Below are 14,108 nucleotides of genomic sequence, written 5' to 3'. Positions count from 1 at the left end.
ACGAGTCATTCCGCATGATCAGTGGCCGTGGGCGATCAGCGATCGTGTGCCGGGCCGGCCGGTCCTGTGGTCGTGCCAGCGCCGACCTGCGGGTGGTAGAGCTCTTGAGCGCGGGTCAGGTCGACCGGGCCGCCCTCGTGCAGGTGCAGGAAGAAGCCCAGCTGCCACGCCTGCGCACTGCCGGCCTGGCGGTTGGTGGTGGTCACCCAGGGCGGGTAGACACGGAAGGCCCGTTTCCCAACGGAACCGCCTGCTGATACGACACCGTGTCGACGGAGCGCGTCGGTGGGGAAGACGAACTGGCCGAAGTGGTGACGGTCGCGGGTGCTGATGACAAAGAGGTCGACGGGGTCCGTGGCGTCGAAGGGCTGGATAGGACCGGCCGGGGACCTCTTCCAGACGGTGACGAACTGGCCGACCTTGGTGGGGGTCGTCTTGGCTGCGCGGAACCGGATGAAGAGTCCGTCAAGTGTGAACTCGTGGGCGGCGTAAGCGGCACCCTCGGCTTCGGGCACTGGCTGCGAGCAGGTGAATCCACAGGGGTCGTAGACGAGCGCCTTCGCCGCAATGAGATCTTCGTGGGCAGGGGCGGTGTCCCACCACGGTCTAGGGTGGAGATCGGATGAGTACTCGCGGTTCGTCGCCATTCGCCCACCCTGTCACGGGTGCTTGGTCTCGGTCGGCTCCACTTGGGGGGACGTCGCTCCCGTCGGGCCCATCCGCATGCTGACGGCGTGTCCGAGAACGCGGACAGGGCGTCCGAGATCGTTATGCCATACGGCTGCTGGCCGTCGACACGGACTTCTGGTTCGGCAACCACTGGACCACCGACCCCACCCCGGTGGAATGCGGCCGTTCGCGCCCGACGGTGAAGCGCTCGGACGTAGCTCCTGTCCCGAGGGGTGCGCGCCCATGAGCGGCTCGCGGCCGGACGGCGGCTCCGCGCCCGTGGGTTCAGCCGGATTCCGGGGTGAACTCGTACTGCACCTCGTACAGATGCCCCGCCTTGACCATCACCGTGGCCTCGATGGGCCGGTCGTGGTCGCTGAACACCACGCGCAGGGTGCGCAGGACCGGCAGGTCGCCGGGGAGGCGGAGGAGGCGGTACTGGCCCTGGGTGGCGACCCGCGCCGAGACCCGGTCCACGCTGAGGCGGGGCGGGTGTCCCAGGGAGGCCAGGAGGGTGGGCGTGCCTCCCCGGATCCGGCGACGCTCGGTGATGGCGGTGCCTTCGGCGATGTCCAGCGGGTAGTAGGACGACACGAGTTCGGCGGGTTCGTCGTCGATGGACAACAGTTGGTGGCGGAGCATGGCCGTACCGCCCGGCCGCAGCCCGAGCGCTTCGGCCACATCCGCCGGAGGGGCCGCCTCGGTGACGTCCAGCAGCGTGCTGTGGGCACCTGCGCCTGAGTTCGCCGCCTCGGTCAGCCAGCGGTAGGGCTCACCCCAAGGTGACGGTGCCATGTACGCGGCGGGCCGTATCGTGCGCTGGCGATGTTCGCGTACGGTCACCGACGCGCCCGCTCGTCCAACCACCAACTGCTCGCTCTTGAGGCGCTGCACAGCCTTCTGGACCGTGGCGTTCGCAGCGCCGAACCTCTCCTTCAGCTGGGCGGTGGAGGGAAGACTGTCCCCCGGAGCCAGTGCCCCGGACATGATGTCGTCCCGCAGATCGGCCGCGATCCGCTCGTGCAGGGGGCGGCCGTCCGCCTCTTTTCCTTCCGGTCCGCTCACCGTCATCCGATCCTGATCTGGTACCGCAGTCTCTGACCCCAGGGAGGCATGACCATCACGTCGGCCTGGATCGGCCGGTCGGTCGCGTCCAGGGTGAGCCGGGTCAATTCGAGGACCGGCTCGCCGTCCTTCAGCGACAGGGCCGCCCGCTCACTCTCGGACGGCATGCGGGCCACCACATCCTCCTGTGCCCGGGTGCCGACGTGACCGAGTTCGGCAAGCAGGGCGAGGGCTCCGCCACGGATCTTCGCCGTGCCCGCCAGCCCTGTGCCCCGGGCGATCCCCACGGGGTAGTAGGTGTCGGTCAACTCGCAGGGCTCACCGTCGAGATACATGATCCGGCGCCGCTCGACGACCTGCCCGCCCCGCTCCACGCCGAGCAGGTCGGCCACCCGGTCCGGGACGGCCACTTCACCGGCGCGCACCACCTTCTGCGTACCCCGCCGCCCTGCTGCCGCCGCCTCGGCTCCCCAGGCATCGCCCGGGGTGGACGGCGCCAGGTAGCGAGTGGACGCACCGACCATCTCGCCGTCACCCATGGCTTCTCCTTCACCGTTCGGACCGTGCCGCTGCACACGGTAGGCGACTCCGTCGACCACCCCAAAGAGTACCTTGCTAGCTTTCGCGAATAGCAGTACGACCCTCTCGTTGCCATCCACGAGCAAGGCGGTGAACCACCGTGTCTCTGTCGCAGTTACGGCTCTTTCCCCGACGGCGCACCTCTGTCCGCGCCTCCCGCGATTTCGTCGTCGCCGCCCCGATGAAGTGGCAGCTCACCGCCCTGGCCGACGACATACAGCTCTGCGTCTCCGAGCTCGCCACCAACGCCCTGCTCCACGGTGTCCCGCCGGGACGGGAATTCGCCGTACGTCTCGACCTGACGGACGACTTCGTACGGCTGGAGGTCCGCGACAGCGGCGACGGCCGGCCGGTGATCCAGGATGCCGACGAGGGCAGTTACTCGGGGCGAGGCCTGTTCCTCGTCAGGGAACTCGCCTCGGACTTCGGCGTTGACCACCACCCCGTGGGCAAGACGGTCTGGGCCGCGTTCAAGCGGCCGGCAGCGCCCTAGCCGCCCCGGCGGACCGTACAGAAACGCGCTGTGCCCCGCCGGACCAACCCGGCAGGGGCACAGCGGCCCTGCACCCCGCCGGCCCTACGACCCCAGGATCGTCGCCAGGAACTCGCCCGTCCACGACAGCAGTTCGCGGCCCACCACCGGCTTGCCGCCGATCTTGCCCGTGGTCGGGCGGGGGACCAGGATCTGGTGGGCGGCGGGCTTGATGACCGTCTTGGGGTGGAGGCGCTTGAGGCGGAGTTCCTGGGACTCGCGCAACTCCACGGGGGCGAAGCGGATGTTGGAGCCCTGGAGGACGATCTCGCCCACTCCGCAGGCCCGGGCGAGCATGCGGAGGCCGGCGACCAGGAGGAGGTTCTCGACCGGTTCGGGCAACGGGCCGTAGCGGTCGGTGAGTTCCTCGCGGACCGCCCGGATGTCGTCCTCCGAGTTGGCCTGGGCGATCGCGCGGTACGCCTGGAGGCGGAGGCGCTCGCCGGGGGCGTAGTCGTGCGGGACGTGCGCGTCGACCGGGAGCTCGATCTTGACCTCCAGCGGGGGCTCCTCCTCCACCGCGCCCTCCATCTGGGCCCGGTAGTCGGCGACCGCCTCGCCCACCATGCGGATGTACAGGTCGAAGCCGACGCCCGCGATGTGGCCGGACTGCTCGCCGCCCAGCAGGTTGCCCGCGCCCCGGATCTCCAGGTCCTTCATCGCCACGTACATGCCCGCGCCCATCTCCGTGTGCTGGGCGATCGTCGCCAAGCGCTCGTGGGCGGTCTCCGTCAGGGGCTTCTCGGGGGGGTACAGGAAATAGGCGTAGCCTCGGTCCCGGCCCCGGCCCACCCGACCGCGCAGCTGGTGGAGTTGGGAGAGGCCGAAGTTGTCGCCGCGCTCCACGATCAGGGTGTTGGCGTTGGAGATGTCGATGCCGGACTCGACGATCGTGGTGGAGACCAGGACGTCGAACTTCTTCTCCCAGAAGTCCACCACCACCTGTTCCAGGGCCTGTTCGGACATCTGCCCGTGGGCCGTCGCGATCCGCGCCTCGGGGACGATCTCGCGCAGCCGGGCGGCGGCCCGGTCGATGGACTCGACCCGGTTGTGGATGTAGAACGCCTGGCCCTCGCGCAGGAGTTCACGGCGGATCGCCGCGCCGATCTGCTTCTCCTCGTACGGGCCGACGAACGTGAGCACCGGGTGGCGCTCCTCCGGCGGGGTGGTGATCGTGGACATCTCGCGGATGCCGGTGACCGCCATTTCGAGCGTACGGGGGATGGGCGTCGCGGACATGGTGAGGACGTCCACGTTGGCGCGGAGCTTCTTCAGCTGCTCCTTGTGCTCGACGCCGAACCGCTGCTCCTCGTCCACGATGACCAGGCCGAGGTCCTTGAACTTCGTCTCGGAGGAGAAGAGGCGGTGCGTGCCGATGACCAGGTCGACCGAGCCGTCCTTCAGGCCCTCCAGGGTCGCTTTGGATTCCGTTTCCGACTGGAAGCGGCTCAGCGCGCGGACGTTGACCGGGAATTGGGAGTAGCGCTCGGTGAACGTGCCGTAGTGCTGCTGGACCAGGAGCGTGGTGGGGACGAGCACCGCCACCTGCTTGCCGTCCTGGACCGCCTTGAACGCCGCCCGGACCGCGATCTCCGTCTTGCCGTACCCGACGTCACCGCAGATCAGCCGGTCCATCGGGACCGTCTTCTCCATGTCCTCCTTGACCTCCGCGATGGTGGAGAGCTGGTCGGGCGTCTCCGCGTACGGGAACGCGTCCTCCAGCTCCCGCTGCCACGGGGTGTCGGGGGCGAAGGAGTGGCCGGGGGCCGCCATCCGGGCCGAGTACAGCTTGATCAGGTCGGCGGCGATCTCCTTGACCGCCTTCTTCGCCCGCTGCTTGGTCTTGGTCCAGTCGGCGCCGCCGAGCCGGTGCAGGGTCGGGGCCTCGCCGCCCACGTACTTGGTGACCTGCTCCAGCTGGTCGGTCGGGATGTAGAGCCGGTCCCCGGGCTGGCCGCGCTTGGCGGGGGCGTACTCGACCAGCAGGTATTCGCGGGTCGCGCCCTGGACCGTCCGCTGCACCATCTCCACGTACCGGCCCACACCGTGCTGCTCGTGGACGATGTAGTCGCCCGCCTCCAGCGTCAGCGGGTCGATCGTCTTCCGCCGCCGGGCCGGCATCCGGCCCAGGTCCTTGGTGGCCGTGCGCTGGCCGGTCAGATCGGTCTCGGTGAGCACCGCCAGCTTCAGCGCCGGGTCCACGAACCCCTGGTCGAGCGCGCCGCAGGAGACGTGGACGACGGACGGGGCGATCTCGGCCAGGTCCGGGACGAAGCGGGCCGCGATGCCCTCGCCGCCGAGCACCTCGACCGTACGGGAGGCGAGCCCCTGGCCCTCCGTCACGTACACCGTGCGCCAGCCCTCGGCCAGCCACCCCTTGGTGTCGGCCAGCGCGCGGGCGGTGTCGCCCCGGTACGCCTCCGGGGCGTGCATCGACAGCTTGAGGGTGTCCTCGTCCAGCTCGGCGTCCTCCGCCGCGAAGGGCGAGGTCGACCACCACATCATCCCCAGCTCACGGGCCCGGTCCCGGACGTCCGCGATGCTCCGCAGCGAGGCCGCGCCCACATCGATCGGGGCCTCGCCGCCGCCCGCGCTCGCCGCCCACGACGCCGTCAGGAACTCCTGGCTCGTCGCCACCAGGTCCGCCGCCCGCGTCCGCACCCGCTCCGGGTCGCAGACCAGCGCCATCGAACCCTTCGGCAGCACGTCGAGCAGCAGCTCCATGTCGTCCACCAGCACCGGGGCCAGCGACTCCATGCCCTCGACCGCGATGCCCTCCGCGATCTTGCCCAGCAGCTCGCCCAGCTCCGGGTGCTCCTCGGCGAGGGCGGCGGCCCGCTCCCGTACCTCGTCGGTCAGCAGCAGCTCACGGCAGGGCGGCGCCCACAGTCCGTGCGCGGCGACCTCCAGGGACCGCTGGTCGGCGATCTTGAAGTACCGGATCTCCTCCACGTCGTCGCCCCAGAACTCCACCCGAAGGGGGTGCTCCTCGGTCGGCGGGAAGACGTCCAGGATCCCGCCGCGTACGGCGAACTCGCCCCGCTTCTCCACCAGCTCCACCCGCGCGTACGCGGCGGCCGCCAGCGCGTCCACCACCTCGCCCAGGTCCGCGCTCTGCCCGCTGGTCAGCGAGACCGGCTCCAGCTCCCCCAGCCCCTTGACCTGCGGCTGGAGCACGGAGCGGATCGGCGCCACGACCACCGAGACCGGGCCCGTCTCCGGGTCGTCCTCGCGCGGGTGCGCCAGCCTGCGCAGCACGGCGAGGCGGCGGCCCACGGTGTCCGAGCGCGGCGAGAGGCGCTCGTGCGGCAGGGTCTCCCAGGACGGGAACTCCGCCACCGTGTCCGGCGGCAGCAGCGTCCGCAGCGCGGCGGCCAGGTCCTCGGCCTCCCGGCCGGTCGCGGTGACGGCCAGCACGGTCCGGCCGGTCTGCCGGGCCAGCGCGGCCACGGCGAAGGGCCGGGCACCGGGCGGACCCACCAGGTCGACATGCGAGCGGTGGCCGTCGGTGGCGGCCTTGACCGCCTCGGCGATCGCCGGGTCCGTCACGACGACATCCAGCAGACCGTGCAGGCTCATAGGGGCATCCGTCCGGGTCTTGAGGTGTTCAGGTGTGCACGAGGTGTTCAAGTGGGGCTGCGGCAGCCGGCTGCCGCAGCCCGGGGGGCAACGCGAAGAGCCCGACACGTGGGACGAGCCGGGGGTTCCAGACTACGACCCGGTAGTGACAGCCGCTCCCGCACGCCGGAGGGTGGCCGGTATGCGGGCGTCCCGGCGGGACGGAGTGGTGCGGCGTGCCGGGGCGGGGCGCGGCCGTACGGGAGGCATACCAGGGCGGTCGCGTGGGGAGTCTCTACGGGTGTCGGGTGCGGGGCGTCCATCCACGGCCGGGGCGTCCGCCCACGGGTCGGCCGGAACGCCGTCCTTGGGTACCGGCAGTACCTCTCCCCCTCCGTCCGTCGCTCCACCAGCACCGCTCGTCGCCGGTCGCCCACCGTTCATCTCCGTACGGCACACAGTTCCGTCCGGGGTCCTCACAGGAGTGATCCCAGCGTCTAGTCTGTGGCCGACCATGGCACGAACGGTTTCCGAGGGATCCACCGGCGCACGAACAGTTCCACCGGCCGCCACAGCGGGCGGCGACCGGCTCCGCAGGGCGATCCCCCGCGGTGCACGGACTCAAGCGGACACCAGGTATCGGGTATCGGGGGCGTACGTGGGCGAGAACGAGATGGCGGTTTTCGGAGTCTCCGACGCCGAGGAGGAGATCTACCGCCACTTCCTGCGCAACCCCTCCACCGCCGCCGACGACCTCCACCTCCTCCTGCACACCGAGCCCGGCCAGGCCCGCGCCCGGATCGACCGGCTGCGGGAGCTGGGGCTGCTGCGCGTGGAGGACGACGGCCGCCGGATCGCCCCCGAGGACCCCGAGACCGCCCTCTCCCGGCTGATCGATCTGCGGCTCCACGCACTCCACCAGGAGCTGCAGCGCGTCACCCGGTCGCGGCACGTCATTGATGGTCTACGCGCGGAGCAGGGGGCCCGTACACCGCCCCCGCAGGGCATCGAGCAGCTGGAGGGGCTGGCCCAGATCCGCAACCGGATCGACGACCTCGCCTTCTTCGCCCGGGACGAGATCCTCTCCGTGGAGCCGTACACCCGGCTCTCCCCGGAGAACATCGCCCGCTCCAGACCGCTGGACCTGCGCTGTCTGAGACGGGGGGTCAAGATCCGCAACGTCGTCTCCGCCGTCGCCCTCCAGGACCCGCCCACCGCCGCCTATCTGCGGGAGCTGTCCGAGCACGGGGCGTGCATCCGGGTCACCGCCGACACCACCGAACGGCTTCTCGTCTACGACCGCCGGGCCGCCCTCGTCCCGCTGGACCCCCGCGACACCTCCCGGGGCGCGCTGCTCGCCCACCGCAGCGGTCTCGTCTCCAACATCATCGCGCTCTTCGAGCGGATCTGGGACCAGGCCCACGAGCTGCCCACGGCCGACGGCGGGAGCGGACCGGCCCGCGACGGGCTCTCCGCCATGGAGCGGCGGGTCCTGGTGGCGATGTGCACGGTCGGCAAGGACGAGGCCGGGGCCCGGGAGCTGGGCGTGTCCGTACGGACCTACCGCCGCCATGTCGCCGAGCTGATGCAGACCCTCGGTGCCGCCAGCCGCGCCCAGGCCGCGCTGCTCGCCCGCGAGCGGGGCTGGATCTGACGAGTCCGGTACGGGGGCCGATACCCCGGGGGGCGATACGGGGACGGGCACGTCACGGGGGCGGGTCCTTTACCCGGGTAGGTCCGGCGGCCCTCGGAACGGCGCCGTCAGAACTCCTCCGTCCACCCCCGCAGCGCCGTGTCCGCCAGGACGCAGGAGACCGCCCGCCGCACCGCATGGGCGTCCGTCGCCCCCGCCAGCTCGACCCGCAGCACCACCCGGTCCTGGCCCACCTCCGAGTGGCAGGACCAGTGGCCGGGGAGCAGCCCCAGGAGCCGTACGACTGTGGTCCAGCCGGTCGGGGCGGCCCGGTCGCGGCGGACGAGGACGACAGCGGCGACCCCGCCCCGCGCGGGCGTCATGAGCCCGCCTCCCGGACGTGACCGCGGGCCGTGGGGCTCTGCGGGGCCTCCCCGCCGCCGTCCGGTCCCGGGGCCAGCACCTGCCGGGCCGCCGTCGCCAGCGCCGTGATGCCCGCCGGGAGCGCCGTCCGTACGTCGGGGGCGAAGCCGGGGGCGTGGTTCGGGGCCACGGGGGCGCCCCCGGAGCGGGCCGCGCGCCACTCGCGTACGCCGGTGGTGCCGAGCAGCCAGTACGCCGTCGCCACCCCGCCCGCCGCGAAGTGCGGGAAGTCCTCGGTGGCCGTCGCGGGGGCGGTGTCCAGGACCCGGTCCGCGCCGAACGCTCCCTCGTGGGCGCGGCGGACCGCCGCCGTGAGCGCCGGGTCGGGGTGCAGGGCGGGCGAGCGGGCGGTCACCGTGAGGTCCGGGTCGCGCGGGGCGCCCGACGCGGCGGCCTGGGCCCGTACGACACGTGTCGCCGCGGCCAGCAGGCGGTCGAGGGCCTGATCCGTGAACGCCCTTAGGGTCATGGAGAGTTCGGCGGTATCCGGCGTGACGTTTCCGCGCTCGCCGGCCCGCACCGAGCCCACGGTGAGCACGGCGTGTTCGGCGGGGGCGGTCGTGCGGGCCACCACCGGCTGGAGCCCGAGCACGGTGGCGGCGGCCATCAGGACCGGGTCGACGGTGAGGTGCGGGGTCGCCGCGTGGCCGCCCCGGCCGTACAGGGTGACGTCGGCCGCGATGCTGCCCGCCATCAGGGGCGTCCCGGCCGGGGCGTGGGCGACGGTCCCGGCGGGGAGCGGGGCGGTGTGCTGGGCGAGGGCCGCGTCCGGGGTGCCGAACCGCTCGTACAGCCGCCCGTCCGCCAGCATCGACCGGGCCCCGTTCAGCGTCTCCTCGGCGGGCTGGCCCACCACGAGCAGGGTGCCGCGCCAGCTCTCCCGGTCGGCGGCGAGGAGGGCCACCGCCCCGGTGAGGGACGCGATGTGCAGGTCGTGGCCGCAGGCGTGCATGACCCCGGGGGTGGTGCTCGCGTACGGCAGGCCGGTGGCCTCGGTGACGGGGAGCGCGTCGAGTTCGGTGCGCAGGAGCACGGTGGGGCCGGGGCCGTTGCGCAGGACGCCGACGAGCCCGTGGCCGCCGCCGACGGCCGTGGTGACCGTGAGGCCGTGTTCGGTCAGCCGGGCGGCGAGGAGGCCGGCGGTGCGGTGCTCGTGGCCGGAGAGTTCGGGGTGGGCGTGCAGGTCGAGGTAGAGCGCCAGGGCGGCGCGGAGCAGGGGGCGCGGTGGGGGCAGGGTGCGGGGTGGGGGCATGCCTCCCGGGCCCGCGCACCCGTCACCGTACGCGCTGCCCGCGCCGCCCGCGCCCGCACGCCCATCACCGCTCGCGTCGTCCGTGTCCTTCGCCGTTCTCGCCGCTGTCACCACTTCGCACCTCATCTCTGCTCAACGAGCTTGATCCGTCGGGCTGTCAGGGGCCCTGCCGTCCCGCTGTCACCGGGTGCCAGCGAAGTGACAGCGAAAGGGCGGCCGATCTGACAGCGGCCGCCGCTCCAATGGGTCCAGGACGGGGACACCGGGCCGGAGTGGCCGGCCGGTCCCCACGAGACCAGGGAGAACACCATGGCCCCCAAGACCGAGCTGACCACCCTCGCCGACGAGATCCTGGAGCTGGAGTCGGAGACCTTCGAGATCTCGGACTACTCCGACGCGTCCGAGGTCGTGCTGGCCGGTTCCACGTCCTGCTCCTCGACCTCCACCTGCTCCAGCACCACCAGCACCACCTCCTGCAGCGCCTGACACCCTCTTCCCGGCGCGCGCACGCCAGCCCCCTCCGTCGGTCGGAGGGGGCTGCCGTACGTGGTGCGGCGCGGGCCCGGTCCCGGGTGCGGGTGCGGTCATGGGAACGGGTGCGGGACGGCCTTGACCTCCGCCTCCGGCAGGTCGTCGGCCCGCCGCCCGGCCGCCCGCAGCGCGGTCCGCAGCCGGGGCATGCGCAGCGCCCGCTGTCTGCTCCAGCCGAAGTCGAGCGGGAGCAGGCCCGGGACGGTGGTGGAGACGGTGTGCAGGCCCATCCGGCGCTGCTCGGGGGTGGTCTGGTCGACGGCGATGACGTCGTACCCGGCCGCCGTCAACTGGTCGCGCAGACACCGCAGATCGTCCAGCAGGTCGCCGGTGCGCGGGCGCAGCGGCTCCCAGTCGGCGAACGCCTCCTCCAGCGGGAGTACGGCGACGGGCTCCAGGTACTCCGCCGCGTGCCGGACCATCGACGGCAGCCCGTAGAGCTGGGCGTGGTCCTTCAGGTGCAGCACCTTGGTGAAGTCCCTTTCCATCTCCTCCAGTTCGGTGCGGCGCTCGGCCACCTGGTAGGGCAGGTGCGGGATGTAGGTGAGGACCTCGGACAGGGCCGCCTCCACCGTCTCGGCCGGGTCGAAGCCCGCCGCCGCGCTGAAGGAGAGCGTGCCGTGGCCGCCGTCGCGCCGGACCGCGAGGGCGGTGACGACAGGGACGGCCAGGTCCATCCGCGTATCGAAGGCGTGCACGTCGTAGCCGTGCAGGGCGGCCCGGTCGAGCATCGAGCGGACGGCGGGCGTGGTGGCCGTGGTGAGGTCGATGGCGGCGAGGCGGGCGCGGCCGTACCAGGCGAGGAGGAAGGCGTCCCGCTCGACCAGTTCGAGGAGGCCGAAGAGGATGGCCTCCTCCAGACTCCCGCCGGTGGCACAGCCGTTGGAGCACTCGAAGACGAAGTTGTCGGCGTCGACCCCGGCGCTGTAGTGGGCGAGCCGGGCCGGGACCAGGATCGGGGCGTCGTCGCGCAGCGAGTGGCCCCAGACCCAGGGGATGGCCCGGTCCGGGTCGAAGGGGCTGACCAGGTGGTCGGAGGCGTACGTCTCGGGGGCGTAGAAGCCGCAGTCGGCGGGGTTCAGGACCCGGGTGCCGGACTGCGCGGCGAGGGTGGTGTAGCTGTCGGTGACCGGGGAGGTGCCGCGCCTGCGGTGGGTGCCCGCGTACCGCTCCAGGCCCTCCAGGTGGGCGAGGGTGCGGCTGGTGGCGTACCGGTTGGCCTGGCCGCTCCAGGTGACGTCGTTGAGGCCCGCGTAGCCGCGCACGAAGTGGGTCCCGGCGACCGGTGCGGTGGTGGTCGAGGCGGGGTTGATCCAGGTGTCCGAACCGAGCGCCCCGCACACGGGGTTGGCGAGCGCAGCGGTCGGCAGGGGGTAGGAGTCGAGGGTCCGGACGCGGTAGGTGTCGGGGGCCGGTTTGGGGGTGGCGGCGAGCGCCATCCGGGCGGCCTCCGCCGTGTCGGGGACCTCGGAGACGCAGGCGGGGCAGAGGGGTTCGGGGAGCAGCGGGAAGGTGGCCGTGGCGAGGGTCACCAGGTCGACACGGGTGACCTGCGGGAGGGCCCGGTCGGCGGGGGTGGCGTCGGGGTTGGTGACCCGGGTGACCGGCGTCGCGTCCGGGGTGTTCCGGTGGCCGGTCAGCACCGCGCTGTACGCCGCCCACACCGCGTCCACCGCGTACTCCGTCAGCACCGGCCAGTGCACCGCCCCCCGCGGCTCGTGGCCCAGTTCCAGCGCCTCCCGCTCCGACCGGCTGCGCAGCCGCTGCCACCGCATCGCCAGGCACTGCCCGCACGCGGTGTCCGAGGGCCCGCCGCCCCAGGGGCCGATCAGCACGGCCCGGGAGGTGAGCTGGACGTTGGCGGCCGGGCGGGTGTCGGCGTACGGGTCCGGGTGGCCGAAGCCGAGGGTGTCGGCGGCCCCGAGCGGCACGACGTACGGGGCGGGCAGGCCGCTGCCGGAGGCCGTACGGGAGTGGCGGGCGGCCAGGGCGCCCTGGAGCTGGACGCGCGCCTGGTCCAGCGGAGTTGTGGCGGTCACCGTCGTCATGACTTGTCGCTCCAGCGGAAGGTCTTCAGCGCCACCGCACCGAGGACGAGGGCGAATCCGGCGAGCACCGCGCAGGCGACGCCGATGTCCGACAGGGAGCCGCCGCCGGTCAGCGCGCCGGAGACCCCGTCGTTGAGGTAGCGGAGCGGCAGGACGCGGGAGAGGCTCTGCATCCAGCCGGGCATGGCGTCGAGCGGGAAGAACGAGCCGGAGAGGAACGCCATGGGAATCATCAGGCAGTTGGCGACCGCGGCGACCGCCTCCGGGGTCTTCGCGTAGCTGCCGACGATGACGCCGAGCGCGAGGAACGCGGTGATGCCGAGCACCAGCACCGGCACCGCGAGTGGCCAGCGGCCGTCCAACTGGAGCCCGAAGGAGGGCAGTAGGGCTACGGCGACGAACAGCACGGCCTGGACGGCCCCGATGCCGAGCGCCAGCACGTAGCGCGAGGCGAGGACGGCGGAGACGGGCGTGGGCGTCATCCGGATCAGCCGGAGGATGTCGTCGCGCCGCCACTGCATGAGGACGAACCCGACGCCGAAGACGGCGGCATTGCCGACGCCCCAGGAGAGGACGCCGGGCGCGATGTAGTTGATGTAGGGCTTGCCGCTCTCCTCGACGGTCTGGCCGTGGAAGATCAGCCCGAAGACGACCAGGAAGATCAGCGGGAAGGCGAAGGTGAAGAAGAGGGTGGTGCGGTCGCGGGTGTAGGCCCGGTATCCGGCCTGGCTCAGCGCGGTGTAGGCGCTCATGGGGGTGTCTCCGTATCGGTGGTTCGCGAGGGGCGTCAGCAGGTTCGCCGGGGGCGCCGGCAGGGGCGGGAGGGCTACGCCGGCGGCTGGGCCTGCGGCTGCTGCCCGGGCGCCTGGGCACCGGTCAGCGCCAGGTAGACGTCCTCCAGGCTCGCCGTCCTGGTCTGTACGCCCTGGAGCCCCGCGATCCCGTCGACGGCCGCGAGCACCGGGCCCGAGGTGAGGGTCTCCAGGACGACCGAGCCGCCCTCCTCGGTGACCCGGTCCACGCCCGGGATGGCCCGGGCCCGCGCCACGCTGAGCCGGTCGGCCGGGACGAGCAGCCGGGTGGTGGGGCTGGAGGCGGCGATGAGCCGACCGGGGCTGTCGAGCGCGGCCACCTTGCCCGCCACCATGATCGCAACCCGGTCGCAGAGCGCCTCGGCCTCGTCCAGGTGGTGGGTGGTGTAGACGATGGTGCGGCCCGCGCGCTTGAGGTCCCGGAGCACCTGCCAGAGCGCGCGGCGGGCCTGCGGGTCGAGGGCGGCGGTCGGCTCGTCCAGGAAGATCAGCTCGGGGTCGTGGACCAGGGCGGAGGCGATGGCGAGCCGCTGCCGCTGTCCGCCGGAGAGGTCGTCGACCCGGGTGCCGCCCTGCTCGGTGAGGCCGACGGAGGCGAGGGCCCGTTCGGCGGCGGCCGCGTCGCACCGGTAGAGGGCGGCCATGGTGGCCAGGTGCTCGCGGGCGGTCAGCCGGACGAAGAACGAGGAGCTCTGGGTCTGCACGCCGAGCCGGGGCAGCAGGGCGGTGTTGCGGGGCCAGGGGCTCTCGCCCAGGACCGCCACCGTCCCGGAGTCGGCGCGCCGCTGGCCCTCCATGATCTCGACGAGCGTGGTCTTGCCCGCCCCGTTGGGCCCGAGCAGCCCGAAGAACTCCCCGCGTTCGACGGTCAGCGAGACCCCGTCGACAGCCCGGGTGGTGCCGTACGTCTTGTGGACGCCGGTCAGCGCGACGGCGGCGGACCCGGCGGCCGGTTCCACCGGGGGGTCGTGGGGGGTGCGGGGGGCGGTGGACGTCATGGAACTCT

Annotated in this window: 12 protein-coding genes and 1 pseudogene; 4 read left to right on the top strand and 9 right to left on the bottom strand. The window is 72.7% G+C overall.

Going from position 1 to position 14,108, the window contains the following annotated elements; all coding sequences use genetic code 11:
• Positions 1-35: 35 nt before the first annotated feature.
• Entirely contained in the window at positions 36-647 is a 612-nt protein-coding gene (locus tag DJ476_RS21225) for a MepB family protein (RefSeq protein ID WP_112491309.1), read from the bottom strand.
• Positions 648-772: 125 nt separating this feature from the next.
• On the opposite strand from DJ476_RS21225, the pseudogene DJ476_RS36255 reads away from it, so the two are divergent.
• Positions 773-889, top strand: a pseudogene (locus DJ476_RS36255) (IS982 family transposase); the annotation flags it as partial.
• A 65-nt stretch (positions 890-954) separates the two neighbouring features.
• On the opposite strand, the gene DJ476_RS21215 reads toward DJ476_RS36255, so the two are convergent.
• Entirely contained in the window at positions 955-1,740 is a 786-nt protein-coding gene (locus tag DJ476_RS21215) for a GntR family transcriptional regulator (protein ID WP_112491308.1), read from the bottom strand.
• Complete coding sequence (locus tag DJ476_RS21210) at positions 1,737-2,273, bottom strand: GntR family transcriptional regulator (protein ID WP_112491307.1); 537 nt, start codon at positions 2,271-2,273, stop codon at positions 1,737-1,739. Before DJ476_RS21210 ends, DJ476_RS21215 begins: the two co-directional genes overlap by 4 nt.
• Positions 2,274-2,413: 140 nt before the next feature.
• Here DJ476_RS21210 and DJ476_RS21205 point away from each other — a divergent pair, with 140 nt between their 5' ends.
• Positions 2,414-2,806 (top strand): ATP-binding protein, encoded by a 393-nt coding sequence (locus tag DJ476_RS21205; RefSeq protein ID WP_103418525.1) that lies wholly within the window; start codon positions 2,414-2,416, stop codon positions 2,804-2,806.
• Positions 2,807-2,890: 84 nt separating this feature from the next.
• Here the strand turns inward: DJ476_RS21205 and mfd are convergent, their stop codons facing one another.
• Positions 2,891-6,424: a transcription-repair coupling factor gene (gene mfd, locus DJ476_RS21200; protein WP_093755537.1), complete on the bottom strand. Its 3,534-nt coding sequence runs from the start codon at positions 6,422-6,424 to the stop codon at positions 2,891-2,893.
• A gap of 637 nt (positions 6,425-7,061) precedes the next feature.
• Here mfd and DJ476_RS21195 point away from each other — a divergent pair.
• On the top strand, positions 7,062-8,057 hold the full coding sequence (locus DJ476_RS21195) for a helix-turn-helix transcriptional regulator (protein ID WP_078949781.1): 996 nt from the start codon (positions 7,062-7,064) through the stop codon (positions 8,055-8,057).
• A 107-nt stretch (positions 8,058-8,164) separates the two neighbouring features.
• Here the strand turns inward: DJ476_RS21195 and DJ476_RS21190 are convergent, their stop codons facing one another.
• Together DJ476_RS21190 and DJ476_RS21185 are read right to left on the bottom strand one after the other, a co-directional pair.
• Complete coding sequence (locus DJ476_RS21190; protein ID WP_103418524.1) at positions 8,165-8,419, bottom strand: hypothetical protein; 255 nt, start codon at positions 8,417-8,419, stop codon at positions 8,165-8,167.
• The gene (locus DJ476_RS21185; protein WP_112491306.1) at positions 8,416-9,711 is read right to left on the bottom strand and encodes an amidohydrolase; all 1,296 of its coding nucleotides are present in this window, start codon (positions 9,709-9,711) and stop codon (positions 8,416-8,418) included. Before DJ476_RS21185 ends, DJ476_RS21190 begins: the two co-directional genes overlap by 4 nt.
• A gap of 309 nt (positions 9,712-10,020) precedes the next feature.
• On the opposite strand from DJ476_RS21185, the gene DJ476_RS21180 reads away from it, so the two are divergent.
• On the top strand, positions 10,021-10,197 hold the full coding sequence (locus DJ476_RS21180; protein WP_018492818.1) for a thiazolylpeptide-type bacteriocin: 177 nt from the start codon (positions 10,021-10,023) through the stop codon (positions 10,195-10,197).
• Positions 10,198-10,295: 98 nt separating this feature from the next.
• Here DJ476_RS21180 and DJ476_RS21175 read toward each other — a convergent pair whose 3' ends face one another.
• The 3 genes from DJ476_RS21175 to DJ476_RS21165 form a co-directional block, all read right to left on the bottom strand.
• Positions 10,296-12,290: a TOMM precursor leader peptide-binding protein gene (locus DJ476_RS21175; RefSeq protein WP_112491305.1), complete on the bottom strand. Its 1,995-nt coding sequence runs from the start codon at positions 12,288-12,290 to the stop codon at positions 10,296-10,298.
• Positions 12,287-13,042: an ABC transporter permease gene (locus DJ476_RS21170; RefSeq protein WP_093755540.1), complete on the bottom strand. Its 756-nt coding sequence runs from the start codon at positions 13,040-13,042 to the stop codon at positions 12,287-12,289. The genes DJ476_RS21175 and DJ476_RS21170 overlap by 4 nt, the downstream gene beginning before the upstream one ends.
• A 74-nt stretch (positions 13,043-13,116) precedes the next feature.
• Positions 13,117-14,100, bottom strand: coding sequence for an ABC transporter ATP-binding protein (locus tag DJ476_RS21165; protein WP_318294760.1), 984 nt, complete (start codon positions 14,098-14,100; stop codon positions 13,117-13,119).
• Positions 14,101-14,108 lie beyond the last annotated feature (8 nt).

Source organism: Streptomyces bacillaris, assembly GCF_003268675.1.
Taxonomy (GTDB): domain Bacteria; phylum Actinomycetota; class Actinomycetes; order Streptomycetales; family Streptomycetaceae; genus Streptomyces; species Streptomyces bacillaris.
The sequence above is the reverse complement of the archived record's forward strand: the minus strand, read 5'-3'. Positions and strand labels throughout refer to the sequence as shown.